This is a genomic window from Vibrio sp. NC2, from assembly GCF_025195005.1.
Classification (GTDB): domain Bacteria; phylum Pseudomonadota; class Gammaproteobacteria; order Enterobacterales; family Vibrionaceae; genus Vibrio; species Vibrio splendidus.
Genome location: NZ_JANVFC010000007.1, coordinates 205,056 through 219,875 on the forward strand (window position 1 = coordinate 205,056; position 14,820 = coordinate 219,875).

The window sequence follows — 14,820 nt, forward strand, 5'->3', positions numbered from 1 at the left end:
TTAATAAAGCTTCGCTCACGCTATTTATCTAAACAAAACTTCGTTAAAAATTAGCTCTATAAACACAATAATAATATTCAAAAGGAAAGGTTAACCGTGAAAAATACAAAATTGATAGGTGCAGTGGCACTGCTTGCTTCATTGGTTTCAGGTCATGCTCTAGCGGACTCTGAACAAAAGAAACTGACACTGATGTTGGATTGGTTTGTGAACCCGAACCATGGCCCAATTGTGATCGCTCAAGAGCGTGGCTACTTTGCTGACCAAGGCTTAGACATTGAAATTCAAGAACCAGCTGACCCAAGCACGCCAGCAAAATTGGTTGCGGCAGGTAAGGTCGATTTAGCGGTAACTTACCAACCAAGTTTAACTATGGATGTGGCAGCGGGTCTTCCTTTGGTTCGTGCATCAACCCTTATCGCGACGCCACTGAACACACTAATGGTACTGGATAATGGAAAGAACGATTCACTAGCGGATCTGAAAGGCAAAAAGATCGGTATTGCGATTGCGGGTAACGAAGAAGCGACTATCGGCACCATGCTAGCACAAGAAAATGTTGCGTTTACAGACGTGCAAACCATCAATGTCGGTTGGGCACTTTCATCTTCATTGGCATCAGGCAAGGTAGATGCAATCTGGGGTGGCCTACGTAACTTCGAAACTAACCAGCTAGCCCTTGAAGGTTTTAAATCAAAAGCGTTCTTCCCAGAAGAGCACGGTGTCCCAGCTTACGATGAGCTGATCTTTGTTGCGAACGCAAAGCAGCACGATGATGAAGCGATCAAAGCGTTCAACAAAGCATTGGAGCAAGCAACAACTTACATCGTGAACCACCCACAAGAATCATGGAGCGAGTTTGTTGCGTACTCTCCAGATACGTTGAACAACGAACTTAACCAACGCGCATGGAATGATACGCTGACTCGTTTTGCACTTCGCCCTTCTGCTGTTGACCTAAAGCGTTACGACGATTACGCACAGTTCATGTTCGACAAAGGCATCATCAAATCACTACCAAAAGCCGCTGACTACGTACCGACTTTTGATTAAGGAATCTCATGAAATACCAAGACTTAATCCAAGCCTGTCAACAAGATTGGCAAGACTACACAGAGCATGATTTTGTTAAAACGCTAGCAAACGGCACGCTCGCTCAACCATGTTTTCTGCATTATCTGAAGCAAGATTTTCTGTTCTTAAAACAGTATGCTCGCGCTTATGCATTGGCGATTTACAAGGCAAAAACCTTGGCTGATATGCGTCGTGCACTGCCAAGTGTTCATGCTCTGCTAGATTCTGAAATCTCTCACCACGTGACTTACTGTGGTCAGTGGGGTTTAACCGAATCTGACCTAGAAAATGAGCCGGAAGATTTCGGTACAGTTGCTTACACGCGCTACGTTCTGGATGCAGGCATGACGGGTGATCTTGTCGACTTATATGCGGCACTGGCTCCGTGTTCCATTGGTTACGCTGTGATCGGTAAAGCGCTGTTAGAAAGCAGCGATACTGTTTTAGAAGGCAACCCATACGCGAGCTGGCTTCAGCTTTACGGCGGAGAAGAGTTCCAATCTGGCGTGGCATCGGGCGCAGAATACTTCAATCAGCTGCTTGCTGAAATTGATATCAACAGCGAGCGCGGTCAGAACATCGTTCATATCTTCAAAACGGCAACGCGTATGGAAGTGGCTTTTTGGCAGCAAGGGCTGAATGCACTTAATGACTCAACCTCGGCTTAAAAGCGACTTTTACGAATAAGGATTTATCCATGCTAACTGAACAAATCATCCAATCGTTGCGCGCAGTACGAGAGCAAAAACCACTGGTTGTGAACATCACCAACTACGTCGTGATGAACAATACGGCCAATGCGTTATTGGCGATTGGCGCTTCGCCTATCATGGCGCACTCGCAGCAAGAACTGGCTGAGATGATGTCTTTCTCTGGCGCGCTTGTGATCAACATTGGCACGCTCGACAGTGTTTGGACGCCAAGAATGTGTTTTGCTGTTGAGCAAGCGAACGCGAACAACAAGGTGGTGGTTCTTGACCCTGTGGGTTGTGGCGCAAGTACGCTGCGTACCGAGACTTCTCGTGAAATTGCACGCTTAGCCGATAAGTTGATCATTCGTGGTAACGCGTCTGAGATTATCGCGTTAGCGGGTGAGCAAGCACAGAGCAAAGGCGTTGATGCACTAGATAGCAGTGATGCTGCATTAGGCGCAGCGCAATGCTTAGTGGCTGAATACGGTGCGAATGTGGTGATTTCTGGCGAGACAGATTACGTTGTCACTAAAGACAGCGTTGTGACGTTAAACAACGGGCACCCAATGATGCCGTATGTGACGGGCATGGGTTGTACCTTAACGGCATTGACTGGCGCATTTGCTGCTGTTGGTGATGAAAGTGGTTTGGCAGCCGCAGCGGTATTGGGCGTGGTTGGCGAAATCGCAGCTGAAAACTCACGTGGCCCAGGTAGCTTGCAGATGAACTTACTCGATGAGCTGTATCAACTAGATGAAGAGACACTGATTCAACGTTTGAAGATTCAGTAGATTCAATCTAGATCTGCATTCGTAGCTTATTAAAAAGCCCTCAACACATATGTGTTGAGGGCTTTCTTATTATATAAACCGTGTTCGCCATGTTTTCAATAAACGAGGCTCTAAATAACAGAGACAGAAAGTCAGCTAGGTTCTAAATCGATTTACTTGGCTCTCTAGGTGATGAGCAACCTCGGTTAAGTCACTCGCGGCACCAGAAATGCTGCTGACCGACTCTTGGTTGCTTTGTGCGATGGTATTTGCACCTTGCGCGTTTTCACCTAACGACTTGGTCAGACAATCTTGCTCGTCTACAGATACTGCGATCTGGCTGTTAGCCTGATTCAGATCTTGGATGTGTTGGTTAATCACATGCAAGTTTTGAGAAGCTTGTTGTGCCTGAGTCGAAGCATCTGAAACAGTGCTGTGGCTCTCTTTGATCGACTCTAACGCATCTTTAGCGCCGCGTTGTAGCGATGTGATGAGTTCATCAATTTGGCTAGCTGAATCTTGGGTACGCTTAGCGAGCGTTCTTACTTCATCGGCTACGACAGCAAACCCACGACCTTGTTCACCTGCGCGCGCAGCTTCGATAGCCGCGTTCAATGCCAGTAGGTTGGTTTGCTCAGAAACGCCTTTGATTACTTCAAGAATGGCGCCAATATTCATCGACTCTTTGTGTAGGTCAGTCACTTTTTGGCTGCTCACCTGCATGCTTTCATCGGCGCTGCCAATTTCATGCAGTGTTTTGTCTACTTCTTTGAGTCCCATCGCGACATTCTCGGTTGCTTGGTTGGCAACTTGAGACGCGTGGTTAGCACTTGCAGCAATTTCTGATGTGCTTGAAGCCAATTGATCAACGGCAGAAGAGATGTTGATCATTTCACTGTTCAATTGTGTTGCATTGGTCGAGCTGTTGTTTGTCACTTGATTGAGTGACTCCGACATCTCACCAATACGCACGCTAGAGCGGTTCACTTGGCCAACAATATCGCGCAGAGATTCAATGGTGATCTCCATATTAGTCAGCAGTTCACCAATCTCATTTTTGCTCTCAATGTTCACTTCCACATTCAGGTTGCCCTGAGAAAGCTCATTGGTGATCTGTTTAACTTGTGCGATGCCTTTGGTGATAGAGCGAGTCACCAAAACGGCGCTCGTCATGCCAATAACTAAAGCGACACCCGTTAGCAAGAAGATGATTTGAACTGAACGTTTTTCACTGGCTTGCAGTACCGGCGTGAGCGCTTGTTTCTGTTGCTCGAGAATACTTTGAGCATCCGCGACCGCAATCGCTAAGCTGTCACCAATAGAGGCAAGGCTAGCGGTTCTTTGAGTGTTCTCAAGCATCTGTTGATGAACTTGCTCAAAGCCTTTTGCATACGCTTCACGTTGGTTTGAGAAGTCTTCAATCAGCTCACTTTGATAAGGCGATGATTTGAGAGATTCAATATCGCCTTCAATACCTGGTAGCGCGTATTCAAAGATATCTTTACCCGCTTCATAGGTTTTGAGGTCATTGTTGTTTGAATAACTGAGTACGGTGATCTTGGCTGCGAGGAAATTCTCCATCAACATGCCCGCGTATAAGCTCGCGTTAGGATCATTGTTATTGTATGACTCATACAACAAACTCTGAGCCGCTTTCAGTGCGTTGGTTTCTCGTTGGACCATCTCAACGTTGACCAGTTGGTCTATGAGAAGCTCACTCTGTTTCATTGAACCATAAGCCACATCAAACGCCGCCACACTGTCTTGCACTAATTGCAGGCTAGCTAGGCTATCGGTTTTGGTGGTGGATTGGATTAAGTTGTAGAGCAGTTCATCAATCGCAAGTTTGCTTGATTGATAATTCGTTTCGTACTGTTCATCCAATGACTCTAAGTAACGTTCAGAAGCTAAACGCATCTGAAGAAAGTGCACTTGAATGTTGCTTGATAATGTCGCTTTTTGGCTGAGCTCACTGTATTGGCTAAAGCCGTTCGACAAGGTTTGGATACCTTTGTAACTCACAAAGCCTGAAATGACGAAAAAGAGCAAGCAGATGGCATAACCTAGCTTGATCTTAAACGCTATAGAAAGGTGGCGCATAACTATCCCTATATTTACCTGATTCCTTCACAGCGGAGTATTTCATAAAACAGCGTTCTGGGCATGCTTGAAGTGAATACTTTGTGTAATAAGTAACGCTTTAGTTAAAAGATTCAGGTTTTTCGGCATGCTTTCAACGAGTTGCGTATTCGATGGTGCGTGTGTAATTGAGCTAATTTAGTATTAACTTCCATGCACATGATGCGATTTGTCGGTAAAATAGTATAACGCCAATTTTAGACATCGACTCCAAAGGTACGATATGAACCCTTATAAGCTCTATTTAGTAACGGATGACCAGCAAGATTTAGAAACGCTTAAGTTTGTGGTTGAACAAGCGGTCGCTGGTGGCGTCACTATGGTTCAAGTAAGAGAGAAACATGGGGATGTAAGAGCCTTCATTGAACGAGCACAAGCCGTAAAGTCGATTTTGGTTGGCTCAGGTGTTCCGCTGATCATCAATGACCGAGTGGACGCTGCATTGGCTGTCGATGCCGATGGTTTGCACTTAGGGCAATCGGATATGCCTGCAGAGTTAGCACGTCAGTTGATTGGTCCGGATAAGATTCTTGGGTTATCGATTGAAACTGAACAACAGCTACAAGAAGCTGATAGCTTGCCGATCGATTACATTGGCCTCAGTGCGCTTTTTGCCACACCGACTAAGACAAATCTTAAGAAACATTGGGGCTATGATGGAATTAAAATGGCGTTGGAGACAACGAAGCTACCGATTGTCGGTATTGGTGGAATTAACGAATCGAACATCCCGCAGTTAGTTGAGAGCGGTATTCATGGGTTAGCACTGGTATCTGCGATATGTCACGCTGAAGATCCAAAACAAGCGACGCGGGATCTGTTGTCTCTGATGGGAGAGTGAAGGGGTTATAGACTAGAAAACAAATGAGGTTAACCATTTGTTTTCTAGTTAAAGAACAGGCTCATAGAAAGGCTAAATTGGCCTATCGCTTGAGCTTTTAAGACAATTTATTTAATACACAGTTTGGTTTACTGAGCGCATAAAGCAACAGTACCGATGATCATAATAACGATCGCGGCATACCAACCGTATTGTGCGGTCTTATCAGCAACAAACACCTTAATATAGTTGAGCTCTTCATGCGCCATTGCAATGAAGTCTGTGTAGTTAATCGATAACTCACGGCTCGCTTCTTTCAAGTCATGCTGAAGTTTGTTGAAAGCCTCATCGATGAAGCCTTTTGTTTCTGAAACAGACGGAGTAGCAACCAAAGTTAAGCTATTCCAAACTGCCATACGCGATTCATACTCGCTTTCACTGACACAATTAAGTACGCGTAAATCATACTCTCGTTTGTTACGCTCTTTACCCATTTTCTCAGGGCAAATATTTCTTAAAACGTTCACGACAAATTTTCCAAAAGGTTCATTTAGATATAAAAAAGCACTCGAAGAGCGCTCATAAACTGGGTGCGAATCAATATTCAAAAGTGATCTATTTGAAACCGGCATAAGCGACTGCAAGACAGAGCGTTTATCTGGGAGATTTGAAGTTGGGTCAGTGGTGTTAAAGAGCGATTTGGGTCTGTCTAAATTCGTTTGAAAAGACACACCCGGTTGGGATCGCAGTGTAGTTAGGTCACTTTTGGACATCAACTAAGGTGTTTTATCCAGACGACAAAGATATTTATCGGCACGACAAGCGGAAATGAGGTAGTGCTGGAGAAAACACCACCGTCATTGACTTAGGATTCAGTTGCTAAAATAGGCTGAACTCAAGAATTGGGGGAGATTAGTTGGCTTGCCATTGATTGTTCTCTAATGAGTGGCCTTTTAGTTTTTGAAGTAAACTTGTTAACACTGGGCCATTGATATGGCTGCGAGACACTAAGCAACCCACTGGAGTAATCCAACCACCATGCTCGTGTGCCACTGGCAGTGCTACGAGATCGCCTTTCTGAATGCCTTCCATCACCATCATTTCAGGCACATTTGCCCAGCCAACGTTCTGTTCAACGAGATCGATGATCGTTTTGTGGTTGTTGGCATACCAAAGCATCGAGCTAATGCCATAGGTGAACCACAGTTCGCGCTGCTTTGAACTTCGATGCACACATTGGCGGTAACGCTTTAGATCTGAGTCTTGTACTACCGACATTTGGCTGAGTTCGTGGGTGGCGGAGCTAACCGTAAGAAAGCGGGCTTGGCCCAGTAAGAAGAAGTCCATATCCACTTTAAGTTCACCATCCGCATAGATGATGCCAATCTGCGCTTCGCCACGTCTCACCAGGTCTTCAACATCGAAGGTTGAGGTCGTAATAATATCGAAGTGTGTGATTGGGAACTGATCGGCCAGTGAGCTGATTATCTTAATGAAATTCTTATCTATGATGCTTTCATCAACCGCAATGATCAGTTCGTGCTCATCTTCTTGTGTGAGCGATTCTACTTTTTGGTCGAAGTACTTTTGTTGGTCGAGAATCGACTTAGCGACAGGTAATAACGCTTTACCTGTGTTGGTCAAAACGGGGATGTTTTTCTCTCGGTTAAACAGCTCTTGGTCGATGGCAATTTCTAGGTTGGCGATCGACTGGCTGACTCCAGACTGAGCGCGTTTCAGTTTGCGAGCGGCGGCAGAGAAAGAGCCACTTTCACACACAGTGACGAAGACTTTTAGTTGCTCAAAACTGTACATGTTATCTCTCGCTCAATTCAAAATGGGGTGTTTATACTTAAGCTATCACTATTCGTGATGGCTGTTAACTTTCTCTTATTATTTCAGGTGACATAATCTCGACCAATCCAACACGTAATAGATTATTTAGAGGAATGTATGAGTACGTTAGAAAGAGTGTTCCACTCTGTGTTATTTGAAGTACTGGCCGTAACACTATCAATTATAGGCTTAGCGATATTTACCGATCATGATGTGAATACCTTATCAGGAACCATGATAGTTGTTGCGACCATCGCCATGATTTGGAACTACTGTTTCAACCGCATTTTTGATCGCTACTTCACGGGTGAAAAATCAAAGCGTTCGCTAAAGTTACGTGTTTTTCATGTCGTGCTATTTGAGGCAGGCTTGCTGGTGGCGACGATCCCAGTGATGGCTTACTTACTTGATGTGGGGATTTGGCAGGCATTTTTAATGGATATCGGCGTGACCATTTTTATTACCATTTACGCGTTTGTGTTTAATCTGATTTATGATCATATACGAGCATTCTGGGTACGCAGAGCGGACTTAGCCGTTCAGTAATCTACCAAGTCAGTAAACACGAGTTTGGCTACTAACCGTTTGTTTATTCGTTATTTTGACGGAGACATCCGGTTAGTAGGTCTAGGTAACGCGGCGTTTGTTCTGCTATCTTAAAAAAGGTGATAATTTGAGTTCGTGAACGAATAGATAAGGGAAAGGATGCCAAATACCCCTCAGATAATGACAGTTGTCGATAAGAAAGAAGTCGAATTGTTCGCGGAACTGTTCAAACATATTGATGGTGAAATCTACACCTTACTACGCAGTGCCCAAATCCCTAATGATATTCTCACCAGTAATGACCATTACGATTATCTCCCTGAGACAACGGTTAAGAACGTGGTCAAGATTATGGGGGAATCTGCGTCGAGAGAAGAGTTTTCGCTGTTTATGTGGAGTTTTTGCAAGCAAACCTATGTACCAAGGTTTGTGGCTAAGCTAAGTCAGCAGGATTCATTGAAAAGCGCGCTAGACCAATTTGGTGAGCAGCTGAAGCTCGTATCCAATGGTGCGAATGTCTATACCAAGCAATCAGGAGGCAAGTGGTGGTTGGTTCGCGAGAAGCCGTTTACTAACGCGCCTTGGTTTAAGTTCGCTGAGCTGTTCTCTGTCATTTTCATCAACGAGCTACTTTTAGTATTAACGCAAGGGCGTTGGAAGCCGTCTGAGGTTGGCATTCAGAATGGCGATCTCGAATGCTTTCAATCTCTACCACAAATGGGCAGTGCTCAGTTTTATACGCATAGGCCGGTCACTGCCTTTGAGATCCCTGAAGATATCATGCTTGCGCCGATTGTTTTACCCAAAATTGCTCAAGTACCAGATCTCACTAAGCCTTTACCTAGCTCATTCCTGAGCGCTTTTAAGCTTGTTATTAAACCTTATCTCACGATGGGGAAACTCCCAATTAGCTTAGCTTCTGAGATTCTGAATATTCATGTCAGAACGATCCAGCGTCGATTGGAAAGTGAAGGGGTGGTCTACAAAACCTTGATTGAAGAGATGGTTCTTGAGCAGGTTTTAGAATTGCTTAAGCAGTCAGATCTATCGATCACGCAAGTAGGTGCGAAAATGGGCTATTCCGATTCTTCCCACTTTACCCGAGCGTTCAAACGACAGATGAACATGACGCCAAGACAGTACCGAAAAGAGCACAGCTAACGTCGGTAAGCAACAGTACCAAGCTACCAGTAAGAGCTTCGGCAATAATAGCTCCGCAGCGAAACTCTAGCCAATAAGTAAAAACTCCAGCTATTAAGCAGAAACCGGAGCCTGAACGCATAATTATTTATTGTCACCAAATGGCCATTTATCAACCTTGAACACTGGCAGTATCACTACTAAGTTATTGAATGTTGATGAGTTGTTTTTGCCTCGACTTTTCCCGGAATGTTGATTAGATTTTTGTGATTATCGCGGCTGACAAAAACACCTTTGAAACCTCATGACACTCATTAGTAGTTACGGAATCGTTATGGGAAGTGGACTCCACTCATAAACGGAATCAAGGTGTATAAATGAAAAATGCAGGCTTAAAACTCTCTGTTGTTGCTCTTTCGTGTTCATTTGCTCTTTCTGCAAATGCCGCATCAACGCTATTTACTAACGTCGATGTATTCAATGGTACTGAAAACAAATTGTACGAAGACCATCATGTATTAGTCGAAGATAATCTTATCAAACAAATCTCTGCGAGCCCGATATTGGCTGGTGATGCTGTAGTGATTGACGGCGAAGGCAAAACGTTAATGCCAGGTTTAATCGAAGGCCACGGACACTTATTGCTTAACGGCGGTAACCTAAGCGACCACGAGAACAACCGAACGATCGAAGAGTTAGCTGCGCGAGCGACAGTCAACGCGAACGCTGCGTTTCAATCAGGTTTCACCACGTGGCGTGATGCTGGTGGCTTGAATACTGGCTTACGTAAAACAATCGATTCTGGCATGTTGCCGGGCCCACGACTTTACACATCAGGCGCGTTTATAGGCCCGACGGGTTCGCATGCCGATTTCAGTAACCTAACCACGGCTAACCAACACTTCTTTGGTTCATCGACCAGTATGGCGCGAAATAGCGTTAGCTTTAATGCCGACGGTATTACCGAAATTAAAGCGGCTGCTCGCCAAAACTTCAAGCAAGGCAATACGCAAATTAAGATCATGTCATCAGGTGGTGTTGCATCATCATTTGACCCTTGGCAGCTGAATGCGATGTCTGCGGAAGAAATTGAAGCTGCCGTAGAAATTGCTGATGCGTATGGCTCTTACGTGATGTCTCACGCTTACAGTAAAAAAGCGATCATGCGTAATTTGGATGCGGGTGTTAAAACGATCGAGCACGGTTTCATGTTCGATGGCGATATCGCCGACAAGATGGAAGACAAAGACGCCTACATCACAACCAACATGACCGCGTTTTCACCTTACCTGACGCAGATCGAAGCGATCAACTCGAACCCTGCCTCTAAGCGTAAAGCGGAGTCGGCAACCAAAGCATTCAAAGACTACATCTCGAATGTAAATAAGTACCAACCGAAATGGGGTTTCCACACAGACTGTGTCGGTGACGTGGTTTCTTGTATCAAACAAACCGACCACACGATCTTCCTAGCGGGTAAGGAATTAGGTAACTTCTTCACTTTGAAAGGCATGACATCGGTAAATGGTGAGATCGTTAAGTTATCTGGCGTGATGGACCCATACCCAGAGGGTAAGTTAGGCGTGATTGAAGCGGGTGCATACGCCGATATCATTATTGTTGAAGGCAACCCACTTGAAGACTTGTCAGTGATTGGGGCAAACGAAAAATGGTTCGATGCAGAGCCGCGTAGCCCTGAAATCGATACCATTAAAGTCATCATGAAAGATGGCAAAGTCTACAAAAATACGCTGTAACTCAGTTCGACAACTTAGTTAAAAATTAAGCTTTAACGGGTGACCTATTTGGGTAGGTCACCTCTCTTCAAGGTGTTCCTTATGCAAAAAGTGCTTTCTCTTATCCTGTCAGTGGTATCACTGACGACCGTTGCTTTTCCTACTTTTGCTGAAACTGCGATGAATCTTGAGTGGCAAGATCTGAACTCAGAGTCTCACGAAATGAAAGTAGAAATGCCGGATCTCACCGATCAACAAATGCGTCTATTACAAGGTGTGATAGCAATGAGTGCATCAGAGGAAGAGCAAGCTCAACAACAGGTTTTATTATTTAAACAAACGCTAAAAGAGCAGGGTGTAGACGCAGACGAAGTGATCGCACTGCGTGACGAATACATGCAAACCATGAAAGCAAACGCCGAAGCTATCACGACAGAGTTTGATGGCAAGAAAGTACGAGTTCCCGGTTTCATCGTTCCACTGGAGTTCTCAGAGGGAATGACAGCAACAGAGTTTCTGTTAGTGCCTGTGGCGGGTGCGTGTATCCACATGCCGCCACCACCTGCAAACCAGATTGTGCGCGTGTCTTTCCCTGAAGGCTTTCAGGTACAGAACGTTCAGTATCCAGTGTGGGTAGAAGGTGACTTTAGCTCCAACAAAGTGACTGAAGAGGTCTTCCTAGTCGATGGAAAAAGTAACCTCACTATGGGTTATGAAATGAAAGCTTCGATGATCGAAGACTATTATGAAAAAGAAAATTAATGGTTGTCATCAAATGACAATTTTCAATGTGAGTAATGAATAAAATAAAACTAACTTAAAAAGCACTGGTGACATGATGAACTCAAGATTCTCTAAAGTAAGTATGGCAATTGTGATGGCAGCGAGCACAATGAGCGGCGTTGTTTACGGCGCTAACTTTGAAGGCCCAGATTCTGTTGAAAATACAATTGCAGAGCAGAAAGCACAAAAGAAATCTTGGAGGGAGTCATTAGCTGAAGATGGTTTTACATTTGGTGCAGATTACTTTGCTTTGGGGCTGACCTCTGGGGATGGGGTTGGCGGCGATAGCGTTGATGCATCGTCGGGTGTGGCACGATTATACGGTTCATGGCATCTATTAGGTAAGGACACACAGAACTCAGGTAGCCTGGTTTGGAAGGTGGAACATAGGCATGCCTATGGTGATACTGCGCCAAAAGACTATTCATTCGGCCCGCTTGGCTATGTTGGTGCAATTGGCCCTGCATACAGTGACCAAGGGTTCCGTGTTACGGACTTAAACTGGAAGCAAAAAATCAATGATGGCAAAGGCACCATTGTCGTTGGTTGGCAGGATGTAACGAACTATGCGGATGTTTACGCTCTAGCAAGCCCGTGGTCTGGCTTTACTAACTTGGCATTCTCGACAGGCTCAGGTGCGATGGGCTTACCGGATGACGGTGTATTGGCCCTTTCTGCCGGTCATATGCTAGGCGAAAACTTTTATGTGGTCGGTGGTATCGCTGATGCAAATGGTCAGTCAGATGATATTTTTGATGGCTTTGATAGCGCTTTTGGTAGTGATGCGTCTTACTTTACAACCTTGGAGTTAGGTTGGACGGCTTCACAAGAACTGATTTATACCGATAACTTCCATGTGACGTTCTGGGACTTTGGTGACGATACTCGCCACAGTAATAGCCTTGCTGCGGAAGGTGGCTCGGGCGTTAACTTTTCATGGAGTCAGTTCATGACTGATCAAGTGATGCCGTTTGTACGTGGTGGTTTCTCTGAAGGGGACGTTGCCCTTTACGATAAATCGATTTCTGTTGGTATGGGTTACTTTGGATTAGGAAAACCAACCAACAATTTAGGCGTGGCACTTAATTGGGCAGAAGTGAATGGTGATTCTTTTGCAGCTGATGCGAAAGCAATAAGTGGTAGCACAGAGCAATGGACTGCGGAGATCTACTACAACATGCAGTTTGGCGACCATTTCCAAGTAACGCCTGACATCCAGTACATAAAGGATCCTGCGTTCTCCAATGAAAGTAGCGCTTGGGTGTTTGGTGTTAGAGCGAGAGTCTTTATCTAACTTCTCTGTTTGTTAATCGCTGAAACGTAAAGAATAGATGTAAAAGTGAACCTGTTTGGCTCACTTTTTTTGTCTTAGGTCTGTAGTCTTAGGTGTGTATGAAAAGCGGCTATGCTTTTTCTGTTTTGGGCGTGTCATCGAGTGCGAAGTAGATCTTTGAAACAATAATCTCTGCGACCAAAATCGTGAATACCACAGCGAAGAACGCCACCACACCATTCCAAGGGCCTGTGAAATCTACCTTGTCGCCAAACAAGATATTGATGGCTTCCAGCATTACAAACTTAGAACCTACTAAGATGACGTAACTGGATAAACCACGATAAATCTTAGGCGCAGTCCCCGGTTTAGATTTGAAGTAATCAGCCAGCTTATGTTCTAAACCGATAGACAATTTGAGCAATAGCTGGAGCAGAATCGCAGCTGAAAATGAGATGGTGAAAGACTCGATATTGACGAAGTCCCAGTATTCATCAAAAAAATTAAGAACGGTTAAATCGACGAGTACCGCAAGCGTGTATCCGACAAATAGTCGTTGGGGCGTATTAAATCCGTATACTTTTTCTATATTGCTCATCTACTTCTTCCTGAGTAAAGGGTTATAAAAAACTTAGGAGTTAATCCTATAATTTTCAAACGCTTATTGTTTTATATGCGAAACAAGTCTTAAAGTCAGTTTGGCGCATTATGGTAAGTAAGGGTTTTAAGAATGATCCAAGATAAGACTCCAATTTAGACAGAGGCACATATGATTATTCATTTTAGAATCCAAGACGTAGAAGAACTTTGGGGGGCCATCGATTTAGCAACGCTCTTGCAGTTGGAACTGAGAGCAGTATCAACCACACAGTTAACTCTCTGATTGAATTAGTTAAGTTACCAATTACACTTGAAGCATAAGTTTGAATGGAGTCAACTTAATGCTTTCACCCCTATCGCACTATCCCCGTTCTATTATTCTGCTCTTAATGGGCCTCAGTTCTTCCTCGGCCTATGCATCCAATGAATTGATTCAGAACCGCTTAGAGAAGATATTTTCTGTGTCAATTGCGTTGACTGACAGCGATGCTATTTCAATTGGCTTTGTGGATTTTGATCCTAATTCGTTTATCAATTTAAACGACAGTGGTTTTGGCTCAGATAAAACCATCGATACTTGAAGCCAAGTGAGTGTGGGCTCCATCCCTTACTCTTCCGTGATTAAAACGGATGACCCTGACTTCGACCTTATTTGGTCTGTGCGAGGGTCTTATGCGCTTTCTGAACAGGATATTGAGATCTCATCAGGTGTGACTCCTGACCGTCGTGTTAACCCAAATGAAGACTCGGTATTGGGCCTGTATGGCTTTTTTGGAGGGCAAAACCATTTAAACCAGCATTGGTCTATCGCCTATGGATTAGGCACTCACTTGCTCTATTACCGCAATAAATACGAATACAACAACAGCTACTCTCAAGCATTTCAATCTCAGCTAGACGGTTACGCGTTGAATACATCAGCATGGGCGCTTGTTGCAGAACCTTCAGTCAAACTTCAATACTTGCAACCAAAGGAGTGGGGCAGTTGGAATGTGTCTTCAAGAGTTCGTTACTTTTATGGAACAGGCTGGGGCGAAGCGAGCGATGGCGATATCGGTAACCCAGAAGGGATGCGATTCATTAATGAACTCGAGTTTAGGCAAAATGTAGCGCTCGATGCTTGGTCGCTGAATAACCCTCAAATCCACTATAACTTAACAAGAATCGATGTCGCGGGTGATTTGACGGCTCCTTTAGATACGCACTATTACTATGAATTTGGGGCAGGATTAGTATTTGATGTGCCTTATGACTCTTACTTTTTTGACAACTTCGGGATTGGAATTAACTTCAATTATGGCAGCTCACTCAGTGGCGGTAGCTTGCTATTCTTACTCAATAATTAGCATAAATTGTTGATCTTAATGGTACTCATATAATTTGAATTTGTATGTGTCGTAAAATGGTAAAT

The 14,820-nt window shown here is 44.4% G+C and carries 13 protein-coding genes and 1 pseudogene; 10 read left to right on the forward strand and 4 right to left on the reverse strand.

The genetic code is table 11. From position 1 onward, the window contains the following. Positions 1 to 96: 96 nt before the first annotated feature. From NX845_RS12160 to thiM, 3 genes are read left to right on the forward strand one after another with little or no spacing between them, the layout of a single operon-like run. Positions 97 to 1,053, forward strand: coding sequence for an ABC transporter substrate-binding protein (locus NX845_RS12160; RefSeq protein WP_065681702.1), 957 nt, complete (start codon positions 97 to 99; stop codon positions 1,051 to 1,053). An 8-nt stretch (positions 1,054 to 1,061) separates the two neighbouring features. Beyond that, positions 1,062 to 1,742 carry a thiaminase II gene (tenA, locus tag NX845_RS12165; protein ID WP_017094097.1) on the forward strand — a complete coding sequence of 227 codons (681 nt, stop codon included), beginning with the start codon at positions 1,062 to 1,064 and terminating at the stop codon, positions 1,740 to 1,742. A 29-nt stretch (positions 1,743 to 1,771) separates the two neighbouring features. Next, a complete protein-coding gene (gene thiM / locus NX845_RS12170; protein ID WP_065678825.1) occupies positions 1,772 to 2,557 on the forward strand; it encodes a hydroxyethylthiazole kinase in 786 nt (261 codons plus the stop codon). A gap of 135 nt (positions 2,558 to 2,692) precedes the next feature. Here thiM and NX845_RS12175 read toward each other — a convergent pair whose 3' ends face one another. Then, positions 2,693 to 4,636: a methyl-accepting chemotaxis protein gene (locus tag NX845_RS12175; protein ID WP_065681703.1), complete on the reverse strand. Its 1,944-nt coding sequence runs from the start codon at positions 4,634 to 4,636 to the stop codon at positions 2,693 to 2,695. 262 nt (positions 4,637 to 4,898) lie between these two features. On the opposite strand from NX845_RS12175, the gene thiE reads away from it, so the two are divergent. Continuing rightward, a complete protein-coding gene (thiE, locus tag NX845_RS12180) occupies positions 4,899 to 5,516 on the forward strand; it encodes a thiamine phosphate synthase (RefSeq protein WP_065681704.1) in 618 nt (205 codons plus the stop codon). Positions 5,517 to 5,644: 128 nt separating this feature from the next. On the opposite strand, the gene NX845_RS12185 is transcribed toward thiE, so the two are convergent. After that, positions 5,645 to 5,989, reverse strand: coding sequence for a thiamine-phosphate diphosphorylase (locus tag NX845_RS12185; protein WP_065605451.1), 345 nt, complete (start codon positions 5,987 to 5,989; stop codon positions 5,645 to 5,647). Positions 5,990 to 6,407: 418 nt separating this feature from the next. Next, positions 6,408 to 7,310: a LysR family transcriptional regulator gene (locus NX845_RS12190; RefSeq protein ID WP_065681705.1), complete on the reverse strand. Its 903-nt coding sequence runs from the start codon at positions 7,308 to 7,310 to the stop codon at positions 6,408 to 6,410. Positions 7,311 to 7,448: 138 nt separating this feature from the next. On the opposite strand from NX845_RS12190, the gene NX845_RS12195 reads away from it, so the two are divergent. From NX845_RS12195 to NX845_RS12215, 5 genes are all read left to right on the forward strand, one after another. Next, the gene (locus tag NX845_RS12195; RefSeq protein WP_065681706.1) at positions 7,449 to 7,877 is read left to right on the forward strand and encodes a PACE efflux transporter; all 429 of its coding nucleotides are present in this window, start codon (positions 7,449 to 7,451) and stop codon (positions 7,875 to 7,877) included. A 180-nt stretch (positions 7,878 to 8,057) separates the two neighbouring features. Further along, entirely contained in the window at positions 8,058 to 9,038 is a 981-nt protein-coding gene (locus NX845_RS12200; RefSeq protein WP_102456572.1) for an AraC family transcriptional regulator, read from the forward strand. Positions 9,039 to 9,394: 356 nt separating this feature from the next. Next, on the forward strand, positions 9,395 to 10,774 hold the full coding sequence (locus NX845_RS12205; RefSeq protein WP_102456573.1) for an amidohydrolase family protein: 1,380 nt from the start codon (positions 9,395 to 9,397) through the stop codon (positions 10,772 to 10,774). Positions 10,775 to 10,855: 81 nt separating this feature from the next. Continuing rightward, positions 10,856 to 11,515, forward strand: coding sequence for a DUF3299 domain-containing protein (locus NX845_RS12210; protein WP_108092271.1), 660 nt, complete (start codon positions 10,856 to 10,858; stop codon positions 11,513 to 11,515). A 115-nt stretch (positions 11,516 to 11,630) separates the two neighbouring features. Beyond that, positions 11,631 to 12,830, forward strand: coding sequence for a carbohydrate porin (locus NX845_RS12215; protein ID WP_260256852.1), 1,200 nt, complete (start codon positions 11,631 to 11,633; stop codon positions 12,828 to 12,830). Between the two features lie 109 nt (positions 12,831 to 12,939). Here the strand turns inward: NX845_RS12215 and NX845_RS12220 are convergent, their stop codons facing one another. Beyond that, a complete protein-coding gene (locus tag NX845_RS12220; protein WP_260256847.1) occupies positions 12,940 to 13,407 on the reverse strand; it encodes a hypothetical protein in 468 nt (155 codons plus the stop codon). A gap of 343 nt (positions 13,408 to 13,750) precedes the next feature. On the opposite strand from NX845_RS12220, the pseudogene NX845_RS12225 reads away from it, so the two are divergent. Beyond that, positions 13,751 to 14,755, forward strand: a pseudogene (locus tag NX845_RS12225) (Solitary outer membrane autotransporter beta-barrel domain). Positions 14,756 to 14,820 lie beyond the last annotated feature (65 nt).

Bases quoted from the DNA above. Each gene is read 5' to 3' on its own strand.
- NX845_RS12215 (WP_260256852.1), top strand. From the start codon at position 11,631: ATGGCAGCGAGCACAATGAGCGGCGTTGTTTACGGCGCTAACTTTGAA.
- thiE (WP_065681704.1), top strand. From the start codon at position 4,899: ATGAACCCTTATAAGCTCTATTTAGTAACGGATGACCAGCAAGATTTA.
- NX845_RS12205 (WP_102456573.1), top strand. From the start codon at position 9,395: ATGAAAAATGCAGGCTTAAAACTCTCTGTTGTTGCTCTTTCGTGTTCA.
- NX845_RS12175 (WP_065681703.1), bottom strand. From the start codon at position 4,636: ATGCGCCACCTTTCTATAGCGTTTAAGATCAAGCTAGGTTATGCCATC.
- NX845_RS12185 (WP_065605451.1), bottom strand. From the start codon at position 5,989: ATGGGTAAAGAGCGTAACAAACGAGAGTATGATTTACGCGTACTTAAT.
- NX845_RS12200 (WP_102456572.1), top strand. From the start codon at position 8,058: ATGACAGTTGTCGATAAGAAAGAAGTCGAATTGTTCGCGGAACTGTTC.
- thiM (WP_065678825.1), top strand. From the start codon at position 1,772: ATGCTAACTGAACAAATCATCCAATCGTTGCGCGCAGTACGAGAGCAA.
- NX845_RS12220 (WP_260256847.1), bottom strand. From the start codon at position 13,407: ATGAGCAATATAGAAAAAGTATACGGATTTAATACGCCCCAACGACTA.
- NX845_RS12190 (WP_065681705.1), bottom strand. From the start codon at position 7,310: ATGTACAGTTTTGAGCAACTAAAAGTCTTCGTCACTGTGTGTGAAAGT.
- NX845_RS12210 (WP_108092271.1), top strand. From the start codon at position 10,856: ATGCAAAAAGTGCTTTCTCTTATCCTGTCAGTGGTATCACTGACGACC.
- tenA (WP_017094097.1), top strand. From the start codon at position 1,062: ATGAAATACCAAGACTTAATCCAAGCCTGTCAACAAGATTGGCAAGAC.
- NX845_RS12195 (WP_065681706.1), top strand. From the start codon at position 7,449: ATGAGTACGTTAGAAAGAGTGTTCCACTCTGTGTTATTTGAAGTACTG.